Here is a 20755-nt window from a genome sequence, read left to right as displayed (position 1 = left end):
ATTTGTTTGATGTATTTTGAGTTTGCATACTTTGAGGAGTAAAATCTAATTTTTGCAATCCTGTATTGATACTTGCAAACATTCCTAATTGTTCTATTTCATCGTATTGTTCTTGGGTGTTATAATAATTTGTTATGGTTTTGCTTTCAAAATTTAGAGGTGAAGCAAAATCAAAATCTCCCACTGACATACTTACACCTTTAGGCAAACTATTTAAATCTGCTTCACTAAAACTTGTTTTATTGGTATCGTTAAAAGTATGATTAATAATATCATTGAATTTATCATAGTATTGCTTGATAGTATTTGCCATATCTATATTGGAATAATAACTACTTACACCTAAATAATTAACAGTATCTTCATTTAAATCTTTATTATATCTCTCTATCTCATCCAAAGTAGATTTATGTATCTTAAAATCTTTTGGTAATCCTGCAGCTTCATTAAAGTCTTCTCCCATATAACCATCTTTATCTACACTATAACCATAGGCTGTATTGGTAGAAGTATTATTACTTATATCTGCTTGTTTGAATTTTAAAGTATAAATAGAGTTTTTAAATTCACTAGATATATCATAATTAGGAGAATTTGTTTTAGTGTAATAATTCTTATTGATATTATTGTTAGTAGAATTTAATACTTCACTTCTTATTAAAGTTTGTGAATTTTTATTTTCTATATCATTTAACTTAGTGGCATTTTGTTTTAAGAAAGTATTGGCAAAATTTATTTTTGAATTTTCCTTACTTTCTTTATTGGCTTTTGCTTGTGAAAGTATAGAAGTATAATTTGAGTTATCATTAATACTGAAGATACTCATATTTATTCCTTTGATTTTAGAATTGTTCTGCCTTCAAATCTAAATATCTTATAAATATAAGCAAAATTTGTTCCACTTTGGATAAGTGGAACGAGGATGAGGGTTAGTATTTACTTTGAAACTCTGTCATAATTTTTATTGCATATTGTCCCCAAGATGTAACTTTATTAGGAAATATATCTCCTAAAGTTCCATTATTGTAACTTTGTAAATAATATTCTTTTTGATTATTTACAAAACGATATTTGGCAAGAACTTTGCTATCAGAACTTATTTGCAACTGACTATTGTCTGCATCAGTAACTATATAAGCATAACTTCTGATACCCACAGTATTGTCATACCTACTATCTCTTACAAAGTTAAATCCACCCTTAACATCTTTCATCTCATTAAGACTAAGAACTTTAACACCTGCACTATTATCACTGAGTGCACCATTACTGACTTTAGCTAAAAAATCATCCCCAAAGGCAGAACTTGCCAATAAAGCACCTAAAGTTGCAACACTAAATAACTTTTAATCATGACTTCTCCTTTTTTGTTAAAGTGTATTTATTTTATCACGATTGATTGTTTAAATCAAATTTTTAAAAGTTCTATTTTGTAGATATTTTATAATATTTATAATGAATTTTTAGTGTTTTAGGAGTTTTTTATTTTTTAATATATTTTCATGATAATTGTTTATTTAGTAATTAATTTTGATAAATTTTCTAAACCTTAATATTTACACTTCTATGTTTAGTTTTAGCTCTAGAACTTAATTTACTAAGATGATTAGAGTTGGAATTGTTATCATTAGAATTAGAACTATCATTGTTATTTGTATTGTCATTATCTATTTTTACATTAAAAAGAATTTCTAATTCTTTTGCTAAATCAAATTTATTTTCAAGAAGTTTTTTTATGAGTTCATTTCTTATATTATCATCTTTATAAGTTTCTTTGTTTTTACTTTCTGCTTGGATGGGTTTGAAGGGTTTGTCTTTTGTTTGATCATTTTCGTTGGTTTGTTGTGTTAAGTTAGAATTATTTTGTTGTGCTATTTGTGCCTTATATTTTTCTCCCATAGCGTCACTTTTAGCTTTCATTTCTAGCCATTGTTTTTTGAATTCTTCTATATCTGTATTTCCACTTAAAAGCTTTATTGTATTTACAAAATCAACTCCTATATCTCCAGTTATGCTATAAGTAATAGGATTTTGCTGAATGAAATCTCTTAAACTTTGTATTTCATTTGCATTCATAGTTTTATCAAGTCCTAAAATTTTACCTTGTATGGTTACATCACCAACTAAAATTGAATAATTAGCTTCCGAAATTCTAGCATTTAAAAAAGCCATTAATGCACCACCTTTAGTTATACTTCCATCATTATTTGTATAAACATTTTGCCCTATATTAGTTTTTGCGGTATAAAAAATATTATCGATTTTAGGATTAATAAAATTTTTATTAGGATAAGTTTGAGTAGCGTTATGACTTTCATTAACGTATGGAGGTACAACTTTATAATAATCTTTAGCTTCATCTTGATTGAATGTTTTTGTAATTTCAAATGTATCGACGTCATAAACAAAAGCTACAGGCATACTTTGCAATTGTTCAAGTGTAAAAGAGTTTGATTTTGTATCTGGTGCAATTTGTGAAAAAAGCTTATAAGCATTTCCTATTGTTTTAGCAAAATCTACATTAACAAAAGTATTATTTATTCTTTTATAATATTCATTTGCAAAATTCTCCATACCCTTAGCATAGATCTTATAATCTTTAGGTATTCCTGCAGCTTCATTGAAATCACTAGTAAAAAAACCATCTTCATCTACACCATAACCTAGTATTTTATTAACAGCCTTAGATTTATCATTTACTAAATTTGAATTTATTTGTTTTAATGAAGTATTGTTTGAAATATTATTGTTGTTATTGTTATTATTTAAATTTGTGTTATTGTTTATTTCTTTATTATTATCTACTGAATCATTTGTTTTAGAATTCTTTTTAGAATTTAAAGTATTTGTATAGTAATTATAATTTGAGTAAGAATTTATATTATTTATCATTTTGCTGCCTTTTTATCATTTCTACCTTATATATCGGTAGAAATGATGAGAAGTTTATGTTATAGAAATAATGATATATTTTTATAAATTTGTTTTTTTAATAATTTTAAATTTTAAAATTATTTTTTAAATTCTTTTATCTATACCTTTTTCATTAAGTTTTTTCATAAGTTCTAAAATATCTATTCCATTTTCTTTTTGAACTTTTAAAAATTGTTCCCAAAAACTATTTTTTTATTTCATCTTTATAAGTTTCTTTGTTTTTACTTTCTGCTTGGATGGGTTTGAAAGTTTTTATTTCTTGTTCTTGTGTAGTTTGCATTTCTTGCTGAATATCTTTTTTGCTTTGCTAAATCTAGCTTCGTGTTTGGCTTGAAGATCTAACCATTTTTGTTTAAATTCTTCTACACTCATACTTGTGTGATAAATTTTTACATATTCTTTTTGTAAGTCTTCATCCATTCAATGCACCGAAGCTTTATTTTTTGCTTTAAAATCTTCAATTTCTTTAAAATCTTCTCGGCTTAATTCACCCTTTAAAATCTGATCTTGTATAGAGCCTTTAGCGATAGGAATTTCTTTTGTAAGTTCATCATAATAATCTTTGTAAGATTTTAGTAATTCATCTAAATTTGCAACATTTGACTTTTTTTATCATTTGGAGTTTGAGCGGTATTTTTATCACTCAAACTCCAGTCATTCGTTATACTTATTCCAAAAATACCCAAACTTGAATTAATAGTATTCATATTTTATCTCCTAGGATACCAACCGCCAAGAGTGCTTTTGTATTTATTTGCTATTTTCTTGATTGTCATAATAATTATTTAGCATTTAACATCGACAAAATACAAATTTTTTAATATCAATAAAATATTAAAATTAAATTTTATTGATATATTCTTTAAAGGTTTTTCCGCGTTCTATATAAGAACTAAATTGATCTAAACTAGCGCAGGCTGGGCTTAAAAGAGCGACTTCATTTTTTTGAAGAACTTTTGAAATTTCTTCTACAGCTTTGCTTAATATTTCACATTTGATTATTTTTATATCAGCATTTTTAGCATAATCAAGCATTTTTTGTGTGCTTATACCTATAGCATAAAGTGTAATGTCAAATTTTTTCATAAATTTAAATAAAGCGCTTAAATTCACACCCTTATCATCTCCGCCGATGATTAAATGGATTTTTTTATCCTTGTACCGATTTAGAGCCGCCATAACAGCACTTTCATTGGTCGCTTTTGTATCATTTACCCAAAGTCTTCCTTGGGTATCAAATAATTCTTCAAGTTTGTTTTCTTCAAGGATAAATTGATTTAAAAGATCGTAACTTAATGTATCTAGTAAAATTTTTTCTATAGCTAAAGCCATCACAGCATCAAGCAAAAAAGGACTTTTAAAAGAAATTTTATCTATATCAATACCAAATTTACCTGCTAAATCTTTTTCATCTTCATAAGAAACAATATAGGCTTTAGTAGGGGCATTCTCATAAATTTTTGGCAAAATTGCTATATCGCATTCATTCATTCTTTCTAAAACGCTGAGTTTATCTTTGACATAGTTTTCAAAATTTCCATGCCATGAAAGATGATCCGCGCTTATAGGTAAAAGAGCGTAAATTTCAGGTTTGGCAATATGGGTATAATGAAGAGTAAAAGACGAGGTTTCAAGCACCCAAAGTGTAGCATGAGTATCAAGTTTGGCTAAAGGAGTTCCAATATTTCCTCCCATTATTGCGCCTACGTGTGATAATAAATGCGTTGTCATTTGTGTGGTTGTTGTTTTTCCGTTTGTGCCACTAATCCAAACAGATCTTGGCATAGCATCATAAAAAAAGTCATATTCGCTTTGTAGATTTTTTGCTTTTTTTATTAATGCATGGTTTGGCGGAAAACCTGGGCTTGGAATTTCAAGATCGCTTGAATTTTGATCAAAATCTTTAGGGTTTAAAAGATAATTACCTAATTCATCTTGGTTTGTGTTTTGAAAACGATCATCATAAATATTAAAAACACCAAATTTATCCACAAGATTTTTTGCTATAGCCTGCGTTGTTTTTCCATATCCAAAAAGAGAAATTTTCATCAGCGTAACTTTATGGATGCGAGTGCGAGTAAATTTGTAAGAAAAGCGATCATCCAAAAGCGCACTATGATTTTATTTTCCACCCATCCTACTTTTTCAAAATGATGATGAATAGGGGCCATTTTAAAAACTCTTTTATTGAAAATTTTAAAGCTCCCTACTTGTAAAATAACCGAAATGGTTTCAAGAACAAAAACAAAACCTATAAGCAAGAGCAAAACTTCATTTTTACTGATGATAGCTAAAAAGCCTATAAATCCTCCGATAGCTAAACTTCCACTATCTCCCATAAAAACTTGAGCTGGATAGCAGTTATACCATAAAAATCCCATTAAGGCTCCAATCAGCGCAGCACAGATAATGCTAACTTCGCCCAAACCTTGAATTTTTGGTAAAAGTAAGTATTCGCTATAATTAAAATTTCCACTCAAATATAAAAGAATGCCTAAAGTTGATAAAGAAAAAATACTAGGTACGGTCGCTAAGCCATCAAGTCCATCGGTTAAATTTACAGCATTTGAGCTTGAAATTAGAACTAAAATCCAAAAGAAAAGTGCAAAAATTTCCATATTAAAAAGAGGATATTTGTAGAATGGAATATAAAATTCAGTATTAAATTCAGCGCTAAAATATAAAGGTAGGACACAAATTAAACCTGCGCCAATTTGGGCTAAAAGTTTCATTTTTGGACTAAGTCCTGAATGATTATCTTTTTTTAAAACTTTGCCAAGATCATCAATAAGGCCAATAAGGCAAAAAAGAGTAAGGCAAAGTAAGGCGCTTATAGCAAAAACATTTTCATATCTTATACACAACAAACTTGCCAAAAGAGCGCAAAATATAAAGACAAGACCACCCATAGTTGGAGTATGTGATTTTACTTTGTGGTTTTCAGGGGCGTATTCATAAATAGGCTGATTAGCATTTTTAGCTTTTGCCCAAGCTATAAATTTAGGCATCAAAAACAAAGACAAACATAAAGCGATAAAGAACGCAAAACCAGCACGCACACTAATATAAGTAAAAAAAGCATAATTGCTTAAATCGGAAAGATAATACAAATTGAACCTTCTTTTTGGTTTTTAAAAGCTTAATTTTATTAAAATGTAACCAAAAAAATTCTTATAAAGTTTAAAGTAATGAAACAAAAATGTATTTTAGTGATTACAGATGGAATAGGTTTTAATCAGGATAAAAAATTCAATGCTTTTGAAGTGGCAAAAAAACCTACTTATGAAAAGCTTTTTAAAGAAGTGCCTTATTCTTTATTAAAAACCAGTGGTTTGGCAGTGGGTTTGCCTGAAGGTCAAATGGGTAATAGTGAAGTAGGTCATATGTGTATAGGTAGCGGACAGATTATTTATCAGAATTTGGTGCGGATCAATCAAGCTATTCAAAATGATCAGCTTAAAAACAATTCTAGTTTAAAAAATTTATTAGCAAAATGCAAAAAAATTCACATTATGGGGCTTTATAGTGATGGTGGAGTGCATTCTATGGATACGCATTTTAATGCTTTGCTTGAAATTTGTGCTAAAAATGGCAATGAAGTTTTTGCTCATGCTATCACTGATGGACGAGATGTGGATCCAAAAAGTGCTTTAGATTTCATTAAAAATTTGCAAGAACATTGTGATAAATTAGGAATTTGTTTTGCAACTTTATGCGGGCGTTTTTATGCGATGGATAGAGATAAACGTTGGGATAGGATTCAAGAATATTATCGATGTTTAATGGGAGAAAGTCAAAGTAGTGATGATTTTATAAAATATATACAACAATCTTACCAAGATCAAATCACAGATGAATTTATAAAAGCGGTCAAGCATAAGGACTATAAAGGGATGGATGAGAATGATGGGTTGATTTTCATTAATTTTAGAAATGATAGAATGAAACAACTTGTTGAGGCATTAAATTTTCAAGATTTTAAAGAATTTAAACGAGATAAAATTTTTCAAAATTTATTAACTATGAGTGTTTATGATGATCGTTTTGATATCCCTGTAATATTCCAAAAAGAAAAAATTCAAAACACTTTGCCAGAAATAATTTCTAAAGCAGGATTAACTCAACTTCATACAGCAGAAACTGAAAAATACGCCCATGTAACCTTTTTCTTTAATGGTGGTAAAGAAGAGCTATTGGAGAATGAAACAAGAATTTTGATCCCAAGTCCTAAGGTTAAAACTTATGATGAAAAACCTCAAATGAGTGCTTTTGAAGTATGCGATATCGTAAAAAAAGGGATCAATAAGGGTGAAGATTTTATTGTTGTTAATTTTGCAAATGGTGATATGGTAGGACATACTGGAAATTTTGATGCGGCTGTTAAAGCTGTAGAGACAGTGGATACTTGCTTGGGTGAAGTGATTGAATGTGCTAGAAAAAATAATTATGCTTTTATTATCACAAGTGATCATGGAAATTGTGAAGCTATGCAGGATGAAAAAGGTAATTTACTTACCAATCATACAACCTTTGATGTTTTTGCATTTGTAGAGGCAAATGGAGTGCAAACAATTAAAAACAATATGGGACTTAGCAATATAGCGGCAAGTGTTTTAAAAATTTTAGATTTAGAAATTCCAAAAGAAATGAATGAAGCTTTGTTTTAATCGATTTGCTTTTTTCTTTTTAAATTTGTTAAAATTCTGACAAATTTAAAAGATTAATTTTAATAAGGATAAAATAATGAAATTTAGCGGAAAAAACGTTTTAATAACAGGTGCAAGTAAAGGCATAGGTGCTTCTATTGCAAAAACTTTAGCTAGTTTTGGACTTAAAGTTTGGATTAATTATCGTTCAAAACCAGAATTAGCGGATGCTTTAAAGGATGAAATCATTGCAAAAGGCGGTGATGCGGCGGTGATTAAATTTGATGCAAGCAAAGAAGATGAATTTGAAAATGGTGTGAAAACTATCGTTGAAAGCGATGGAGAGCTTAATTATCTTGTAAATAATGCGGGTGTTACCAATGATAAATTAGCCTTAAGAATGAAGTTAGATGAATTTAGTTCTGTTGTGGATGTGAATTTAAATTCAGCATTTTTAGGATGTAGAGAAGCTTTAAAAACAATGAGTAAAAAGCGTTTTGGTGCTGTGGTTAATATCGCTTCTATTGTTGGAGAAATGGGGAATGCAGGACAAGTAAATTACTCAGCAAGTAAAGGTGGAATGATAGCCATGACGAAATCTTTTGCTAAAGAGGGAGCGAGTAGAAATATACGTTTTAATTGTGTAACCCCAGGTTTTATAAAAAGCGATATGACTGAAGTTTTAAGCGAAGAAATTAAAAAAATGTACCAAGATGGCATTCCTTTTAAGCGTTTTGCCGAACCTGAAGAGGTAGCTTATTGCGTCGCATTTTTATTAAGTGATTATTCTTCTTATATTACAGGAGATGTGCTTAAAGTTAATGGCGGTTTATATATGTAAGGAATTATGATGAATTTAGAAGAAATCATGCAATTTTTAGATCATAATCCACCTGCTTTTTTAGCAACTCTAGGTACTTGTGGAAATCCTAGAGTTCGGCCTATACAGAGTCCACTTTTATTTAAGGATAGAATTTATTTTTGTACTTCAAACACTAAAGGACTTTATAAACATATCAAAAATTATAATGGAATTGAGTTTTGTTCTTGTTCTAAAGAGGGAACTTTTTTAAGGCTTAGAGCCAATGCGATTTTTGAATCTAATTTGGAAGTTAAAAAAATGATGTTTGAAAAATATCCTTATTTAAAAAAATTATACAATGCTCCAGAAGATTTAAGATTTGAAGTTTTTTATCTTGATAATTTAAGTGCTAGAATGCAATTTAGCAATGGAGAATTTAAAACCTTAAAGTAAGAAAATCTTATTTTAAGGTTTTAAATATTTGCTTGCATTTTTAAAGAATGCTCCCAAAAAGCAATTTCCAAACGCACAACATTGTGAAAAATTGAATTAAGTTTTTTAAATTTTTCTTCAGAAATTTGATTACTATAAGAATTAACAAAATCTTCAAATTCTTTTACTGTTGCTTGAAATTCTTGACTTAAATAAGTTAAAATCCATTCTTTATAAAGATGATTTTGCAACTTTTCTTTTGAGATATTTTTATAAATTTCATTCCCTATATATCCATAACCTATTGCACAAGCACTAAGAGCGATTAGCATGTCTAAAAAATCTCCATTTTCACCTATGCTTAATATATAACGCGAATAAGCAATATTAATAAGACTTTCATCTTTTTCATTAAAATGACTTGCATTAATACCTAGCTCTAAGATACTTTTATGAAGCTCTAATTCTCCTTCTAGGGTGTAATTTTGAAATTTAATAGCAAAACGCAACTCCTCTAATGTATTAGCATTCAATGCAAGTCTTGCATAACATTTTGAGTAATTAATAAGATATATATAATCTTGCTTTAGATAAAAAAGAAACTGTTCTTTACTTAAAGTTTCATTTTCAAGCTGTTTTATAAAATTATGCCGTATATATTCATCCCAAATTTGCGAATTTTCTTTGATAAGTTTTTGAAAGAGCATTTTTTTATCCTCGATTAATTTAATTTTTTTACAGTATAGTTAAAAACTATAAATATTTTAAGTTTTTTATAGTAAAATACGCTTTATTTTTTTAATTTTTTATTTTTAAGGAGATGTAAATGGCAACATTTGATGATGTAAAAGCAGTGGTGGTAGAGCAATTAAGTATTGATGCAGATACAGTTAAAATGGAATCTAAAATTATTGAAGATTTAGGTGCAGATTCTTTGGATGTTGTGGAATTAATTATGGCTTTAGAAGAAAAATTTGAAGTTGAAATTCCAGATAGTGATGCTGAAAAACTTATTAAAATTGAAGATGTTGTAAATTATATTGACAATCTTAAAAAGTAATTTTTATTAACTTTGCAAGGAGTTTATTCTTGAAAAGAGTTGTGGTTACAGGTATTGGAATGATCAATGCCCTTGGTTTAGATAAAGAGGGTTCTTTTAAAGCTATTTGCGAAGGTAAGAGCGGAGTAAAAAAAATTACCCTTTTTGATACAACAGATTTTCCAGTTCAAATAGCGGCAGAAATCTCAGATTTTAATCCTTTGGATGTTGTAGATCCTAAAGAAGTAAAGAAAGTGGATCGCTTTATTCAGTTAGGTATAAAAGCTGCTAGAGAAGCAATGCAAGATGCTAATTTTAAAGATAATTTCAATCAAGAAGAATTTGGCGTAGTATCTGCTGCTGGAATAGGAGGCTTGCCCAATATAGAAAAAAATTCGATTATCTGTTCTGAACGAGGACCACGAAAAATTTCTCCATTCTTTATTCCTTCAGCTTTGGTTAATATGCTCGGTGGTTTGATTTCGATCGAGCATGGACTTAAGGGACCGAATATTTCCTGTGTGACTGCTTGTGCTGCTGGAACTCATGCTATCGCTGAAGCTTATAAAAGCATTGCTTTGGGTACCGCAAGTAAAATGCTTGTTATAGGAGCTGAAGCTGCCATATGTCCAGTAGGAATAGGTGGTTTTGCTTCCATGAAAGCTTTATCAACTAGAAATGATGATCCAGAACGTGCCTCAAGACCTTTTGATAAAGAAAGAGATGGTTTTGTTATGGGAGAGGGTGCAGGTGCTTTGATTTTTGAAGATTATGAAGAGGCTAAAAAGCGAGGAGCTACTATTTATGCGGAATTGGTAGGTTTTGGTGAAAGTGCTGATGCACATCATATCACTTCTCCAACTTTAGATGGTCCTTTAAGAGCTATGAAAAAAGCTTTAAATATGGCTGGAAATCCTAAGGTTGATTATATTAACGCACATGGAACTTCAACTCCAGTTAATGATAAAAATGAAACTGCTGCCATTAAAGAGCTTTTTGGTAATAATATTCCATTGGTTAGCTCTACAAAAGGACAAACAGGGCATTGTTTAGGAGCCGCTGGAGCAATTGAAGCGGTTATAAGTATTATGGCCTTAAGAGACGGGATTGTTCCTCCAACTATAAATCAGCTTGTAAAAGATGAAGAGTGCGATTTAGATTATGTTCCAAATTTTGCTAAAAAAATGGATCTAAAAGTAGTAATGAGTAATTCTTTTGGATTTGGTGGTACAAATGGTTGTGTTATATTTAAAAAAGTAGATTAAGATGGCTTCATATTTAGAATTTGAAAAAAATATTCAACAACTCGATGAAGATATTGCTAATGCGCAAATCAAGGGGGATGTTCATGCCATTGCTATTTTAAAAAAAAATCTTGAAAAAGAAATTATAAAAACTTATAAAAACTTAAACGATTATGGTCGTTTACAACTTGCTCGTCATCCTGATCGTCCTTATGCCCTTGATTATATAGAACTTATATTACAAGATGCACATGAAATTCACGGGGATCGTGCTTTTAGAGATGATCCTGCTATTGTTTGTTTTATGGGATATCTTGGTGATAAAAAACTTATTGTTATTGGTGAGCAAAAGGGTAGGGGAACCAAAGATAAAATAGCAAGAAATTTTGGAATGCCACATCCTGAGGGATACCGAAAAGCTTTAAGAGTTGCTAAACTTGCAGAAAAATTTCAAATTCCAATTTTATTTTTAATCGACACTCCAGGTGCTTATCCTGGTATCGGTGCTGAAGAGCGTGGTCAAAGCGAAGCTATTGCTAAAAACCTTTATGAATTTAGCGATTTAAAAATCCCTACTATAGCCATAGTGATTGGAGAAGGTGGTAGCGGTGGAGCTTTGGCTATAGGAGTTGCTGATAAACTTGCTATGATGAAAAATTCTGTTTTTTCAGTTATTTCTCCTGAAGGTTGTGCAGCAATTCTTTGGAATGATCCGAGTAAAATTGAATTAGCAACTAAAGCAATGAAAGTAACAGCCGATGATCTAAAAGAACAAAATTTAATTGATGATGTTATAGAAGAACCTATCAATGGGGCGCATAGAGATAAAGAAAAAGCTGCTATTGCTATTGCTGATTATGCGAAGAAAGCTTTAGATGAATTAAGCACAATAGATCCAAATGAACTTGTTGCCAATCGTATGCAAAAAATACTTAAACTCGGAGCTTTTTTAGAGGCTTAATTTTTTTTACTATTTTATTTTAATTTAAAATACCCACGTTATTATTTATAAAAATATTTTTTATATCAAAGGTTTTTAATGGCATTTAAAAATTTAAAAGAGATATTGTTTGATCATTCTGAATACATTAAACCCAAACGTTTTTCCTATCAAAGTAATGATAAGTATTGTACTTGGGATTTTATAGAAGTTAAAGATAGCGTTTCTATACTTTTATATCACCAAGAATTTAAAAGCTTTGTCTTCGTTCGTCAATTTAGAATACCTCTTTGGTATCATCAAATTCACCATTCAAATTATTTAGATAAAGAAATAGGCTATACCGTTGAACTTTGTTCAGGTTTGGTAGATAAGAATTTATCCTTGGAGCAAATAGCCAAGGAAGAATGTATAGAAGAGATCGGGTATTGTCCCAAAAAAATTGAGAAAATTAAAGATTTTTATACAGGTTTTGGTTCTGGGGTAAGTAGACAAAGTCTTTATTTTGCGACTATAAACGAAAACGATAAGATTTCTGATGGAGGAGGAATAGATGGAGAGCAGATCGAAGTTGTTTTTGTAAAACTTGAAGATTATGAAAAATTCTCACAAAATATTATTTGTAATTCTTTATTGGACTTTTCTTATTTGTGGTTTTTAAAGGAAAAAAAATATCTTTACCTTTAAAGGTAAGGATATTATTTTTCTGTGCTTTCATGAAGCATTTCTTTAAAAATATCAAATAAATTTAAAGAAGCATTTTCAGTGGTTTGACATTTTTCTATAATTTTACGTTGGGTTAAATTCGAGCTTACATCTTCTGTAGCGGCTATATCAATAGCACTATTCATATTTTCATGTACCTTTTCATGAGGTTCTGCAATTTTCAAAAAGCTTTTACTAGTACCAAATCTTTCTTTACCAGTACTTGCTAGCCATTTTCCAAGACGACAGCTTGTGTGATCTGCTAATCTTTTTCCACTTTTTGTAAAGATTTCTCTATATCCATTGAGTTTAAAAGCAATATGGTCTAATTTGGCAAGAGATATAAATGCTTCAGAAGCAATATTAACGGCGTTTGAATTTGTAGCATGTGCTTCAGTTACAAGATGAGAAAATTTCTCTGAAAAATTTACAATATGGGCACTAGAATCGAGAGAAATTTTTTCCACTTGTTCACTTTGACTGTACATTTCATTGGCATTCTGTTTTAAAAGATTGATATTCATTTCCACTTCTGTGGTTGCTTTTTGTGTTTTTTCTGCTAGTTTTCTAACTTCATCAGCCACCACAGCAAATCCACGTCCATGTTCTCCAGCACGCGCAGCTTCTATAGCTGCATTCAGTGCCAAAAGATTAGTCTGATCAGATACATCTTTGATAAGATTAATAACATTGGTAATTTCATCAACACTGCGATGTAAAGTTCCGGCTGTATCACGTGTTTTATTGGCAGATTCAGTAATATTGCTCAATGAAGCATTAATGGAATCGGCAATATGATTTAATTCATCCATTTCCACGAGTGAAGTTTTAGAATAATTAGAAATAATTTCGGCTTTATCAACATTTTCAAGCATATCATTTTGAACTATGGTAATATTTTTTAAAATACCATTTAGTAAAACATTTAAAAGATCTGTTTTTAATTTAGATTCTAAAGCTTCTTGTTCTAAATTTGAAATTTTATTTTTCAATTCTAAATTTTCGGCTTTTATTTTTTGAAACTGATTTGAAAGATTTTTATTTTCTTCTTCTAACTTTTGAAAATTTTCATTATTGTTTTTTTTGCTAAACATAACTCTACCTTTATTTTTTATAATTTTCTAAATATTTTTTCAATTCATCTTTGATGCGAAGTTTCTCCTTTTTCAGGGTTGAAATTTCAATATTGCTAAGAGTTGAAATTTGATTTTCTTCTATATTTTTGATTTGCTTATCAAGCTCATTATGGTGTTCAAATAATTTGTCAAAATGAGCATCTTTACCCTTAAGTTCTGAAATAAGATCGCGATATTCGTGTAACATAAATTTCTCCTCTATAGTATATGAAGTTAAAATTTATTATATCTAAAGTAAGTTAATATTTTTACTTAAAATAATGTTAAATTTATTTAGTAAAATAACTATATAATGATAAAGTTTTTATATACTTTTGAGTATAAATTCTCAAAAGTATTATTTAGAATTTTGTTTTTTTAAAGTTCTTAAAGTAGAGGCAGCGATTTTCATTTTTCTAGTAGTACCATCTTCTAAGGTTATGCGAACCGTTCTAAGATTAGGTAAAAAACGTCTTTTTGTTTTATTATTAGCATGGCTAACATTATTGCCTACCATTGGCCCTTTGCCTGTGATTTGACATACTCTTGCCATTTTAGTTCCTTACGTTTTGGGATAAATTTTTAAATAGGGATTTTAACAAATTTAAACTTAAAATATTCAAATATTTATACTATTTTTATTTATAAATAGATAGAATATTTTTCTAAAAGTTATTCTTAGCAAGTAAGGTTTTTTAATCATGTATGTTGCTCCAAGTTTATTATCTGCTAATTTTCTAAATTTAGAAAAAGAAATTAAAGCCATCGAAGAAGCGGGCGCTGATCTTTTACATATCGATGTGATGGATGGTTATTTTGTGCCTAATTTTACTTTTGGACCTTGCGTGATAGAAAAAATTTCTAGCATTAGTAATCTTCCTTTAGATGTACATTTGATGGTTGAAGATGTTAAGAAATTTGTAGATTTATTTATTCCATTAAAGCCTAAATTTATCTCTTTTCATATGGAAATAGAAAAGCATCCTATAAGAATGTGTGAGTATATAAGATCTTGTGGAATTCATCCAGCTATAGTTTTAAATCCTCATACACCTGTAGATTCTATTAAACATATGATTGATTTTGTAGATATGATTCTTTTAATGAGTGTGAATCCTGGATTTGGTGGGCAAAGTTTTTTAAATTTTACCTATGAAAAAATTAAAACATTAAGAGAATTAATTGATTGTAAAAATGCTAAGGTTTTTATTGAGGTTGATGGTGGTATCAATGGTTTAAATGCAAGCGAGTTGGAGCAAGCAGGAGCAGATATTTTGGTTGCTGGAAGTTATATCTTTTCTTCTAATGATTATAAAACTTCTATTTCATCATTAAAGTTAGAATTTTGAGTTCTCAACAAGTTGAGCAAATCATTTCTGTTTTGAGTAAACAAAGCAAACCTTATGAATGGGTGATTAAACAATTTTGCAAAGTTGATGAACTTCAAGATTATCAATTTGATTTAGAAACTTTTGAACTTTTGGGTTTAGGTTTTTATTTAAATCATGATAATTTTTTAAGTTTAAAAACGCGCACTACAAAAATCAAAGAAGAGACTTTTTGCATAGTAGATATAGAAAGTACCGGTGGTATTAAGCATGGGCAAATTTTAGAAATTGGAGCTGTTAAAATTAAAAATTCCAAAGAGTTAGATCGCTTTAATACTCTAATAAGAGTCGATCAAATACCGGAAAATATTACTGAATTAACAGGGATTAGTTTTGATATGGTTGAAAATGCTCCGAATTTGAAACAAGTTTTAAGAGATTTTAAACTTTTTTTAAAGGACGGTATTTTTGTTGCACATAATGTTCGCTTTGATTATGGTTTTATTTCCAAAGCTTTACATGAATGTGGTCTGGGAATTTTACTTAATCGCTATATTTGCACTATAGAATTTGCGCAATGTTGCATACAAAGTCCTAAATATAAACTTGATGTTTTGAAAGAATTATTAGGGATAGAAAGCGTCCATCATAGAGCTTTAAACGATGCTTTAGCAGCGGCTGAAATTTTTAAATATTGCCTATCAAGACTCCCTTACCATATTCAAACTACAGAAGAGTTAATAAAATTTATTAAAACTTCTCGCACCCAACCTAAAATTGCGATATAATACGATAAATGACAAGAGCTTGCGAAACAAGCTGAGAGTAAGCTAAAAGCTTAGGCTAAATTAGATCTTGATAATACCAGTGTCGAGAAGATTTTATTATTAAATGTTTTACAATTTAATTTATCCAAAAAATTTTTAAGGATAAAACATAGAAACTCAAATGTTTTATATCAAAGAAGGTATTTTCATCAAAAAATGTAAATTGTCACCTAAAAAGGGCAAGTAACTCAAGATTTTTATTCGAAAATATTGCTTGTGACAAAATTATTATATCTGCTAATATCAATCATAAAAGTCTTGATCGTTAATAGTGTAGGATTTAGACTTCACGCTAAAGTAAATGTTAATTTAGGCGTTTTGAAAGAAAGAATAAGAGATGATGATATGGGTAAAGCAAGATAAGATATGGATTAGAAAAAAATGTTTAAACTTGCTATTGATAAGGAAAAGGCTAAAAAGATGCTTAATGAACGTCGTTCGGATGATTTAAATTCTTGCTCTATGTGTGGAAAAATGTGCGCGATGAATACAATAAATCAAACCTCAAGATGTTAATTTAATCTGAGTAAATTTCCACAGAAAAATTTATAGCAATGCCTTTTGGTATTGCTTTTAGTTGAATAGGATAACTAACTTTAATTAAATTATCATAATTTTTTAAAGCATTGATAAAATTGTAAAAATTTTTAGGATTATTCATTAAGGCTTCAATTTTTAATTCTTTATGTAAATATTCTTGTGGAGTTTGTATCTTTATGTTTGTTATTTTGATATTTTTAAAATAATATTTTAGAAATTCATCGAGTTTTTTTTCATCGAATTTTTGTTGAAATTGATCTAAATTTTTTTTATTATTATGTTTTAATTGTGTAATTTTATCTTCACTAGCTTTTAAATCAATTTTAAAAGAATTAACCGTTCCAATTTGAGAATTTTCTCTTAAATTAATTTGTTCATAATCTTTCAATACTGGCAATAATAAAAACAAAATTAAAGCCGTGCATACACTAATAAAACTTAAGGCAAGAATGAGAATTCTTACTATATTGAGTTCTTCGAGGCTTTTATCTTTCATCACAGCAACCTCCAGTATTTTTTTTGCTTATACTGACAAAACGATACCATCCATTGCTTAAGCGATAATATGTGGTATCGCTTTGATCAAAAATACTTTTTAAAGGAGTTTCTAAAAGAAGGCTAAACATTTCCATGGTTGGTGTTACTCCGATCAGTTGCAAGGAGTCTTTTTCTTGATCTACACTTTCAAGTGTTATGGATCTGGTTTGTACAACGATGTCAAAAAGATTTTTTAAGCTTTTTTTTGTGATTTCATTTTGATCTTTGATATTGTTAGCAATTTTACTCTTGTTTAAAAGAATTTGGTATAAATTTTCATTATCTTTGATTTCTTTTTGCATTTTAACAACTTCTTCTTTTTGTTTTTTGATAGAATGAGAAACAAATGCAATTTTTATTAGATATAAAAAATACATAAAAAAAATAAAGACAATTCCAAAAATAAAAAGAGCAGCCCAAATTTTAATAAATAAGGTTAAAATAGGTTTTTTTCTAGGCTTTATAAAACTGTAAGTCATTGAATTTCCTTGCGCATAAGCTCAAACATAAGATCAAAAGTATTTATTTGTTGAGTAGTGATTTCTAAAAAAGTTTCATTTTCCAAAAATTCAGTCGCTTCTATACTTAGCTCTTGTTCGCTTAATACATGTATATTGTTGATAAAATTGCCAGAATATTTTTCGTCATTATAGAATTTTTCAATACTGGAAATAATACAATGTGCGATTTCTATATCATTATTAAATTGACTTAGATTATCAAAATTTAAAAATCCTTCCTCTTCTGAACCATTTTTTTCCTGTGATAAATCTTCAAAATTTTCATCTAAGTTTTCAAAATTTAATTCATTATTGAAAATATCTTCATCTAATTCTTCGTTTAATGCTTCATTGTTTTCAGACTCTTGATCTAAAAAAATCAATTCTCCATATAAAATTTGATGATTTTTACAAACCATGATTGTTAGCATTTGTCTACATTGATAAGCATACAGAGTTATTTTATCGTCATTTTTATTTTGTTTTGAAATATTAAAATAAAGCAAAGCAAAAGGAGAATATAAAAAATCTAATCCATTATAATCTTCAAAAAGTTCATGAAAATATTCCACATGTTCGGTTGCCGTATAGGTTAAAGCATTGTTAAGAGTTATAAATTTTAAACTTATCTTGCCTACATTAAATTTTTCCAAGTCTTCATTTTTTGTGCTAGGTATAAGACCTTGCTCTTTGGCATTTAAAAAAAGTGCAGTATGGAAAAATAAGAATTTCTTACTCAAGGTTTTAACATATTCTAGCAAGTCTTCGCTTTTTTCAAAGCTTTTTTCACTGCTGCTTATTAATTTTTTATTTCTATATATTGCTGCTTTAAGGATATTTTTTTTATCTTCTAAAATGATGCCAATAAAAATTTGAGGTAGGATTTTTTTAAGCAAAAATAACATTCTATTCCTTAAAACTGTCTAATTCTTCAATATTTTTAAAACAAGCTAATATTTTTTTTTTAGCTTCTTCTTTATCTAAATTTGAAATATCCAAAGGCTCACTTAATCGATAAACCAATGTTGTAAATGGCTTAGGGAGAATCATTTTATCCCAACTTTTAAATTCCCAAAAATGCTTCGCTTCATAATTTAATAATCTTATTTTAACATTTTTTTTCTGAGCAAGCAATACAGCTCCATCTGCAATACTACGATAAGGACCACGTGGTCCATCTGGAGTAATAACAATATCGTCTTTTTCATCTAAAACTTTAAAAGCAGATCTTAAAGCTGTACTGGCACCTCTTGAGGTGCTTCCTCTAATAGTATTTAGATGAAATAATTTGATAATTCTAGCGATCATTTCTCCATCTCTATGATGAGAAATCATAACATAGGCTTTTTTATTTTTTTGCCTAAAATGTCTAAAAACAAAGGGCATTAAAGCCAAGCGTCCATGCCAAAAAAGTATAACATAAGGTGCTTTATCAACTTTATTTCCTTTATAGATTTTTTTACAACTTAAGAAAATCAGCCATTGTAAAATAAATATTAGATAAGTTGTTAATACGGTTTTAAACGAGTTCCCCATATAAAACCATACGCTTTGCATCTGTGATTTTTACTTTTTTGATTTGCCCCAAAAGCTCTTCACTATGTTCAACTTGGACTAAGAAATTGTTATTCGTTCTTCCTGCTACTGAATGATTAGGTCTTAATTCTTCAAATAAAACTTCAAATTCTTTATTGTTTTGTTTTTCAACAATTTCATCTAAAATTTCATTATGGCGATTTTGCAAAATAGAAAGTCTTTGAGATGCTACTTCAGGATCAATTTGATTTGGCATAGTGGCTGCTTTGGTTAAAGGACGTTTTGAGTATTTAAAAGAAAACATTTGTTCAAATCGAATTTTTTCCAAAACATCCATAGTATCTTCAAAATCCTTTTCGCTTTCTCCAGGAAATGCGACGATAATATCTGTAGAAATGCTAACATTTGGACATAATTCTCTAAGTTTTAAGGCTCTATCAAGATACCATTCTTTTGTATAGCCGCGTTTCATTGCTTTTAAGATCTCAGTTGAGCCACTTTGTAAAGGCATGTGCATAGATTTACAAATTTTAGGATTTTTTGCAAAAACTTCTAAAAATTTATCATCCATATGTAAAGGATGAGGGCTAGTAAAACGAATACGCTCTAAACCTTCTATAGTGCTAAGTTCTTCAAGTAGATCTGAAAAATCCATTTTTTTATGATCGTTTCTAAATCTTTTACCATAATTATTAACATTTTGTCCAAGTAGGAAAATTTCTTTTGCTCCTTTTTGTACAGCTTTGATTGCTTCATTGTGTATAATATCAAAAGGTATAGAAATTTCATCGCCTCGAGTATGAGGAACTATACAATAAGTACAATGTTTATCGCATCCTATGGAGATATTAATATAAGATTTATAAATACTGTTTCTAAAATCAGCAAAAGCAAATTCGCTTTCATCATAATCGATATCAACGCTAATAAATTTTGGAGTATTGATAGCTTGAGTAATTTTAGAAATATTTCTAGCACCTAAAACAAAATCAACATAAGGAGCGCGACGAAAAATTTCACCACCCAAATGTGAAGCAGTGCAACCACACACTCCTATTTTAGCGTCTTTCTTTTTGACTTTTTCAAATCCACCCACTTCAGAAAAAAGCTTATGAACTGGTTTTTCTCGAACAGAGCAAGTGTTAATAAGTATCAAGTCTGCTTCTTTGATATCTTGAGTAATAGAATAATTTTCTTTTTGTGTAAGTTCTGCGATTATATGTTCAGAATCTCTGACATTCATCGCACAACCTAAAGTTTGAATAAAAAGTTTTTTGGCGCTCAAAGAATATGCACCTCATACATAAAATCATTATCATCTAAACCATATTTAATAGTTCTATGATAAACACTTAAGCCTTTTTTTTCAAAATACTCTACTAGAGCAATAAGATCTTTGTGAGAATTTTCCTTGTCAAAATAGAAAAACTTTTGTCCATCCTTTACTATAGCCTCTTCAATCTTGCCAAGGCTTATATTTTTTGGTTTTTCGTCAATTAAATTTCTTGCTAATTTTAAATCCATGTTATATCCTTAAAGCATCTTTTAAATTTACGATTTTATCAAATTTTACTTTTAATTAAACTTATTAAAGGTATACTTTTAATCTACTTTTTGAATTTAAAATCCC

At 29.0% G+C, this 20755-nt stretch carries 26 protein-coding genes and 1 pseudogene; 10 read left to right on the top strand and 17 right to left on the bottom strand.

The window, feature by feature from the left end; all coding sequences use genetic code 11:
* The 7 genes from H2277_RS00720 to mraY all read right to left on the bottom strand — a co-directional run.
* A partial coding sequence (locus H2277_RS00720; protein ID WP_407928544.1) for a Cj0814 family flagellar-dependent secreted protein occupies positions 1–826 on the bottom strand: 826 nt, incomplete at its 3' end.
* 103 nt (positions 827–929) lie between these two features.
* Positions 930–1313, bottom strand: a complete 384-nt coding sequence (locus tag H2277_RS00715; RefSeq protein WP_337200494.1) for a hypothetical protein — start codon at positions 1311–1313, stop codon at positions 930–932.
* A gap of 229 nt (positions 1314–1542) precedes the next feature.
* A complete protein-coding gene (locus H2277_RS00710; RefSeq protein WP_337200493.1) occupies positions 1543–2892 on the bottom strand; it encodes a Cj0814 family flagellar-dependent secreted protein in 1350 nt (449 codons plus the stop codon).
* Positions 2893–3186: 294 nt separating this feature from the next.
* A complete protein-coding gene (locus H2277_RS00705) occupies positions 3187–3354 on the bottom strand; it encodes a hypothetical protein (protein WP_337200492.1) in 168 nt (55 codons plus the stop codon).
* Between the two features lie 164 nt (positions 3355–3518).
* Positions 3519–3641 (bottom strand): hypothetical protein, encoded by a 123-nt coding sequence (locus H2277_RS00700; RefSeq protein WP_337200491.1) that lies wholly within the window; start codon positions 3639–3641, stop codon positions 3519–3521.
* Between the two features lie 133 nt (positions 3642–3774).
* Entirely contained in the window at positions 3775–4983 is a 1209-nt protein-coding gene (murD, locus tag H2277_RS00695) for a UDP-N-acetylmuramoyl-L-alanine--D-glutamate ligase (RefSeq protein WP_337200490.1), read from the bottom strand.
* Positions 4983–6044, bottom strand: coding sequence for a phospho-N-acetylmuramoyl-pentapeptide-transferase (gene mraY / locus H2277_RS00690; RefSeq protein WP_337200489.1), 1062 nt, complete (start codon positions 6042–6044; stop codon positions 4983–4985). The genes murD and mraY overlap by 1 nt, the downstream gene beginning before the upstream one ends.
* A gap of 78 nt (positions 6045–6122) precedes the next feature.
* On the opposite strand from mraY, the gene gpmI reads away from it, so the two are divergent.
* From gpmI to H2277_RS00675, 3 genes are all read left to right on the top strand, one after another.
* Entirely contained in the window at positions 6123–7601 is a 1479-nt protein-coding gene (gene gpmI / locus H2277_RS00685; protein WP_337200488.1) for a 2,3-bisphosphoglycerate-independent phosphoglycerate mutase, read from the top strand.
* A 76-nt stretch (positions 7602–7677) separates the two neighbouring features.
* Positions 7678–8421 carry a 3-oxoacyl-ACP reductase FabG gene (gene fabG / locus H2277_RS00680; protein ID WP_337200487.1) on the top strand — a complete coding sequence of 248 codons (744 nt, stop codon included), beginning with the start codon at positions 7678–7680 and terminating at the stop codon, positions 8419–8421.
* Between the two features lie 6 nt (positions 8422–8427).
* On the top strand, positions 8428–8835 hold the full coding sequence (locus tag H2277_RS00675; protein WP_337200486.1) for a pyridoxamine 5'-phosphate oxidase family protein: 408 nt from the start codon (positions 8428–8430) through the stop codon (positions 8833–8835).
* 20 nt (positions 8836–8855) lie between these two features.
* Here H2277_RS00675 and H2277_RS00670 read toward each other — a convergent pair whose 3' ends face one another.
* A complete protein-coding gene (locus tag H2277_RS00670) occupies positions 8856–9521 on the bottom strand; it encodes a TenA family protein (protein ID WP_337200485.1) in 666 nt (221 codons plus the stop codon).
* Between the two features lie 119 nt (positions 9522–9640).
* Between H2277_RS00670 and acpP the strand changes: the two genes are divergently transcribed.
* The 4 genes from acpP to H2277_RS00650 all read left to right on the top strand — a co-directional run bounded on the left by acpP (position 9641) and on the right by H2277_RS00650 (position 12724).
* A complete protein-coding gene (gene acpP / locus H2277_RS00665; protein ID WP_137620899.1) occupies positions 9641–9874 on the top strand; it encodes an acyl carrier protein in 234 nt (77 codons plus the stop codon).
* A 29-nt stretch (positions 9875–9903) separates the two neighbouring features.
* The gene (locus H2277_RS00660) at positions 9904–11118 is read left to right on the top strand and encodes a beta-ketoacyl-ACP synthase II (protein ID WP_337200484.1); all 1215 of its coding nucleotides are present in this window, start codon (positions 9904–9906) and stop codon (positions 11116–11118) included.
* Between the two features lies 1 nt (position 11119).
* Positions 11120–12058: an acetyl-CoA carboxylase carboxyl transferase subunit alpha gene (gene accA / locus H2277_RS00655; RefSeq protein ID WP_337200483.1), complete on the top strand. Its 939-nt coding sequence runs from the start codon at positions 11120–11122 to the stop codon at positions 12056–12058.
* Positions 12059–12136: 78 nt separating this feature from the next.
* On the top strand, positions 12137–12724 hold the full coding sequence (locus H2277_RS00650) for an NUDIX hydrolase (protein WP_337200482.1): 588 nt from the start codon (positions 12137–12139) through the stop codon (positions 12722–12724).
* Between the two features lie 11 nt (positions 12725–12735).
* Here H2277_RS00650 and H2277_RS00645 read toward each other — a convergent pair whose 3' ends face one another.
* The 3 genes from H2277_RS00645 to rpmB form a co-directional block, all read right to left on the bottom strand.
* A complete protein-coding gene (locus H2277_RS00645; RefSeq protein WP_337200481.1) occupies positions 12736–13836 on the bottom strand; it encodes a methyl-accepting chemotaxis protein in 1101 nt (366 codons plus the stop codon).
* Positions 13837–13846: 10 nt separating this feature from the next.
* Positions 13847–14065 carry a YdcH family protein gene (locus tag H2277_RS00640; protein WP_337200480.1) on the bottom strand — a complete coding sequence of 73 codons (219 nt, stop codon included), beginning with the start codon at positions 14063–14065 and terminating at the stop codon, positions 13847–13849.
* Between the two features lie 150 nt (positions 14066–14215).
* On the bottom strand, positions 14216–14410 hold the full coding sequence (gene rpmB / locus H2277_RS00635; protein ID WP_137620905.1) for a 50S ribosomal protein L28: 195 nt from the start codon (positions 14408–14410) through the stop codon (positions 14216–14218).
* Between the two features lie 148 nt (positions 14411–14558).
* On the opposite strand from rpmB, the gene rpe reads away from it, so the two are divergent.
* From rpe to H2277_RS00620, 3 genes and pseudogenes are all read left to right on the top strand, one after another.
* A complete protein-coding gene (gene rpe, locus H2277_RS00630; RefSeq protein ID WP_337200479.1) occupies positions 14559–15206 on the top strand; it encodes a ribulose-phosphate 3-epimerase in 648 nt (215 codons plus the stop codon).
* On the top strand, positions 15203–15973 hold the full coding sequence (locus H2277_RS00625; RefSeq protein ID WP_337200478.1) for a 3'-5' exonuclease: 771 nt from the start codon (positions 15203–15205) through the stop codon (positions 15971–15973). Before rpe ends, H2277_RS00625 begins: the two co-directional genes overlap by 4 nt.
* Before the next feature lie 360 nt (positions 15974–16333).
* A pseudogene (locus tag H2277_RS00620) lies at positions 16334–16528 on the top strand (phosphomethylpyrimidine synthase ThiC); the annotation flags it as partial.
* A 1-nt stretch (position 16529) separates the two neighbouring features.
* Here H2277_RS00620 and H2277_RS00615 read toward each other — a convergent pair.
* The 6 genes from H2277_RS00615 to H2277_RS00590 are packed head-to-tail and all read right to left on the bottom strand — an operon-like array spanning position 16530 to position 20649.
* On the bottom strand, positions 16530–17048 hold the full coding sequence (locus H2277_RS00615; RefSeq protein ID WP_337200477.1) for a hypothetical protein: 519 nt from the start codon (positions 17046–17048) through the stop codon (positions 16530–16532).
* Positions 17038–17568, bottom strand: a complete 531-nt coding sequence (locus H2277_RS00610) for a hypothetical protein (RefSeq protein WP_337200476.1) — start codon at positions 17566–17568, stop codon at positions 17038–17040. The genes H2277_RS00615 and H2277_RS00610 overlap by 11 nt, the downstream gene beginning before the upstream one ends.
* Positions 17565–18494: a clan AA aspartic protease gene (locus H2277_RS00605; protein WP_337200475.1), complete on the bottom strand. Its 930-nt coding sequence runs from the start codon at positions 18492–18494 to the stop codon at positions 17565–17567. The genes H2277_RS00610 and H2277_RS00605 overlap by 4 nt, the downstream gene beginning before the upstream one ends.
* A 1-nt stretch (position 18495) precedes the next feature.
* Positions 18496–19125: a lysophospholipid acyltransferase family protein gene (locus H2277_RS00600; RefSeq protein ID WP_337200474.1), complete on the bottom strand. Its 630-nt coding sequence runs from the start codon at positions 19123–19125 to the stop codon at positions 18496–18498.
* Positions 19109–20410 (bottom strand): tRNA (N6-isopentenyl adenosine(37)-C2)-methylthiotransferase MiaB, encoded by a 1302-nt coding sequence (gene miaB, locus H2277_RS00595; protein WP_337200473.1) that lies wholly within the window; start codon positions 20408–20410, stop codon positions 19109–19111. Before miaB ends, H2277_RS00600 begins: the two co-directional genes overlap by 17 nt.
* On the bottom strand, positions 20407–20649 hold the full coding sequence (locus H2277_RS00590) for an HP0268 family nuclease (RefSeq protein WP_337200472.1): 243 nt from the start codon (positions 20647–20649) through the stop codon (positions 20407–20409). Before H2277_RS00590 ends, miaB begins: the two co-directional genes overlap by 4 nt.
* Positions 20650–20755: the final 106 nt, after the last annotated feature.

Origin of the sequence: Campylobacter sp. W0014 (assembly GCF_020135975.1) — a bacterium.
Lineage (GTDB): Bacteria > Campylobacterota > Campylobacteria > Campylobacterales > Campylobacteraceae > Campylobacter_D.
The sequence above is the reverse complement of the archived record's forward strand: the minus strand, read 5'-3'. Positions and strand labels throughout refer to the sequence as shown.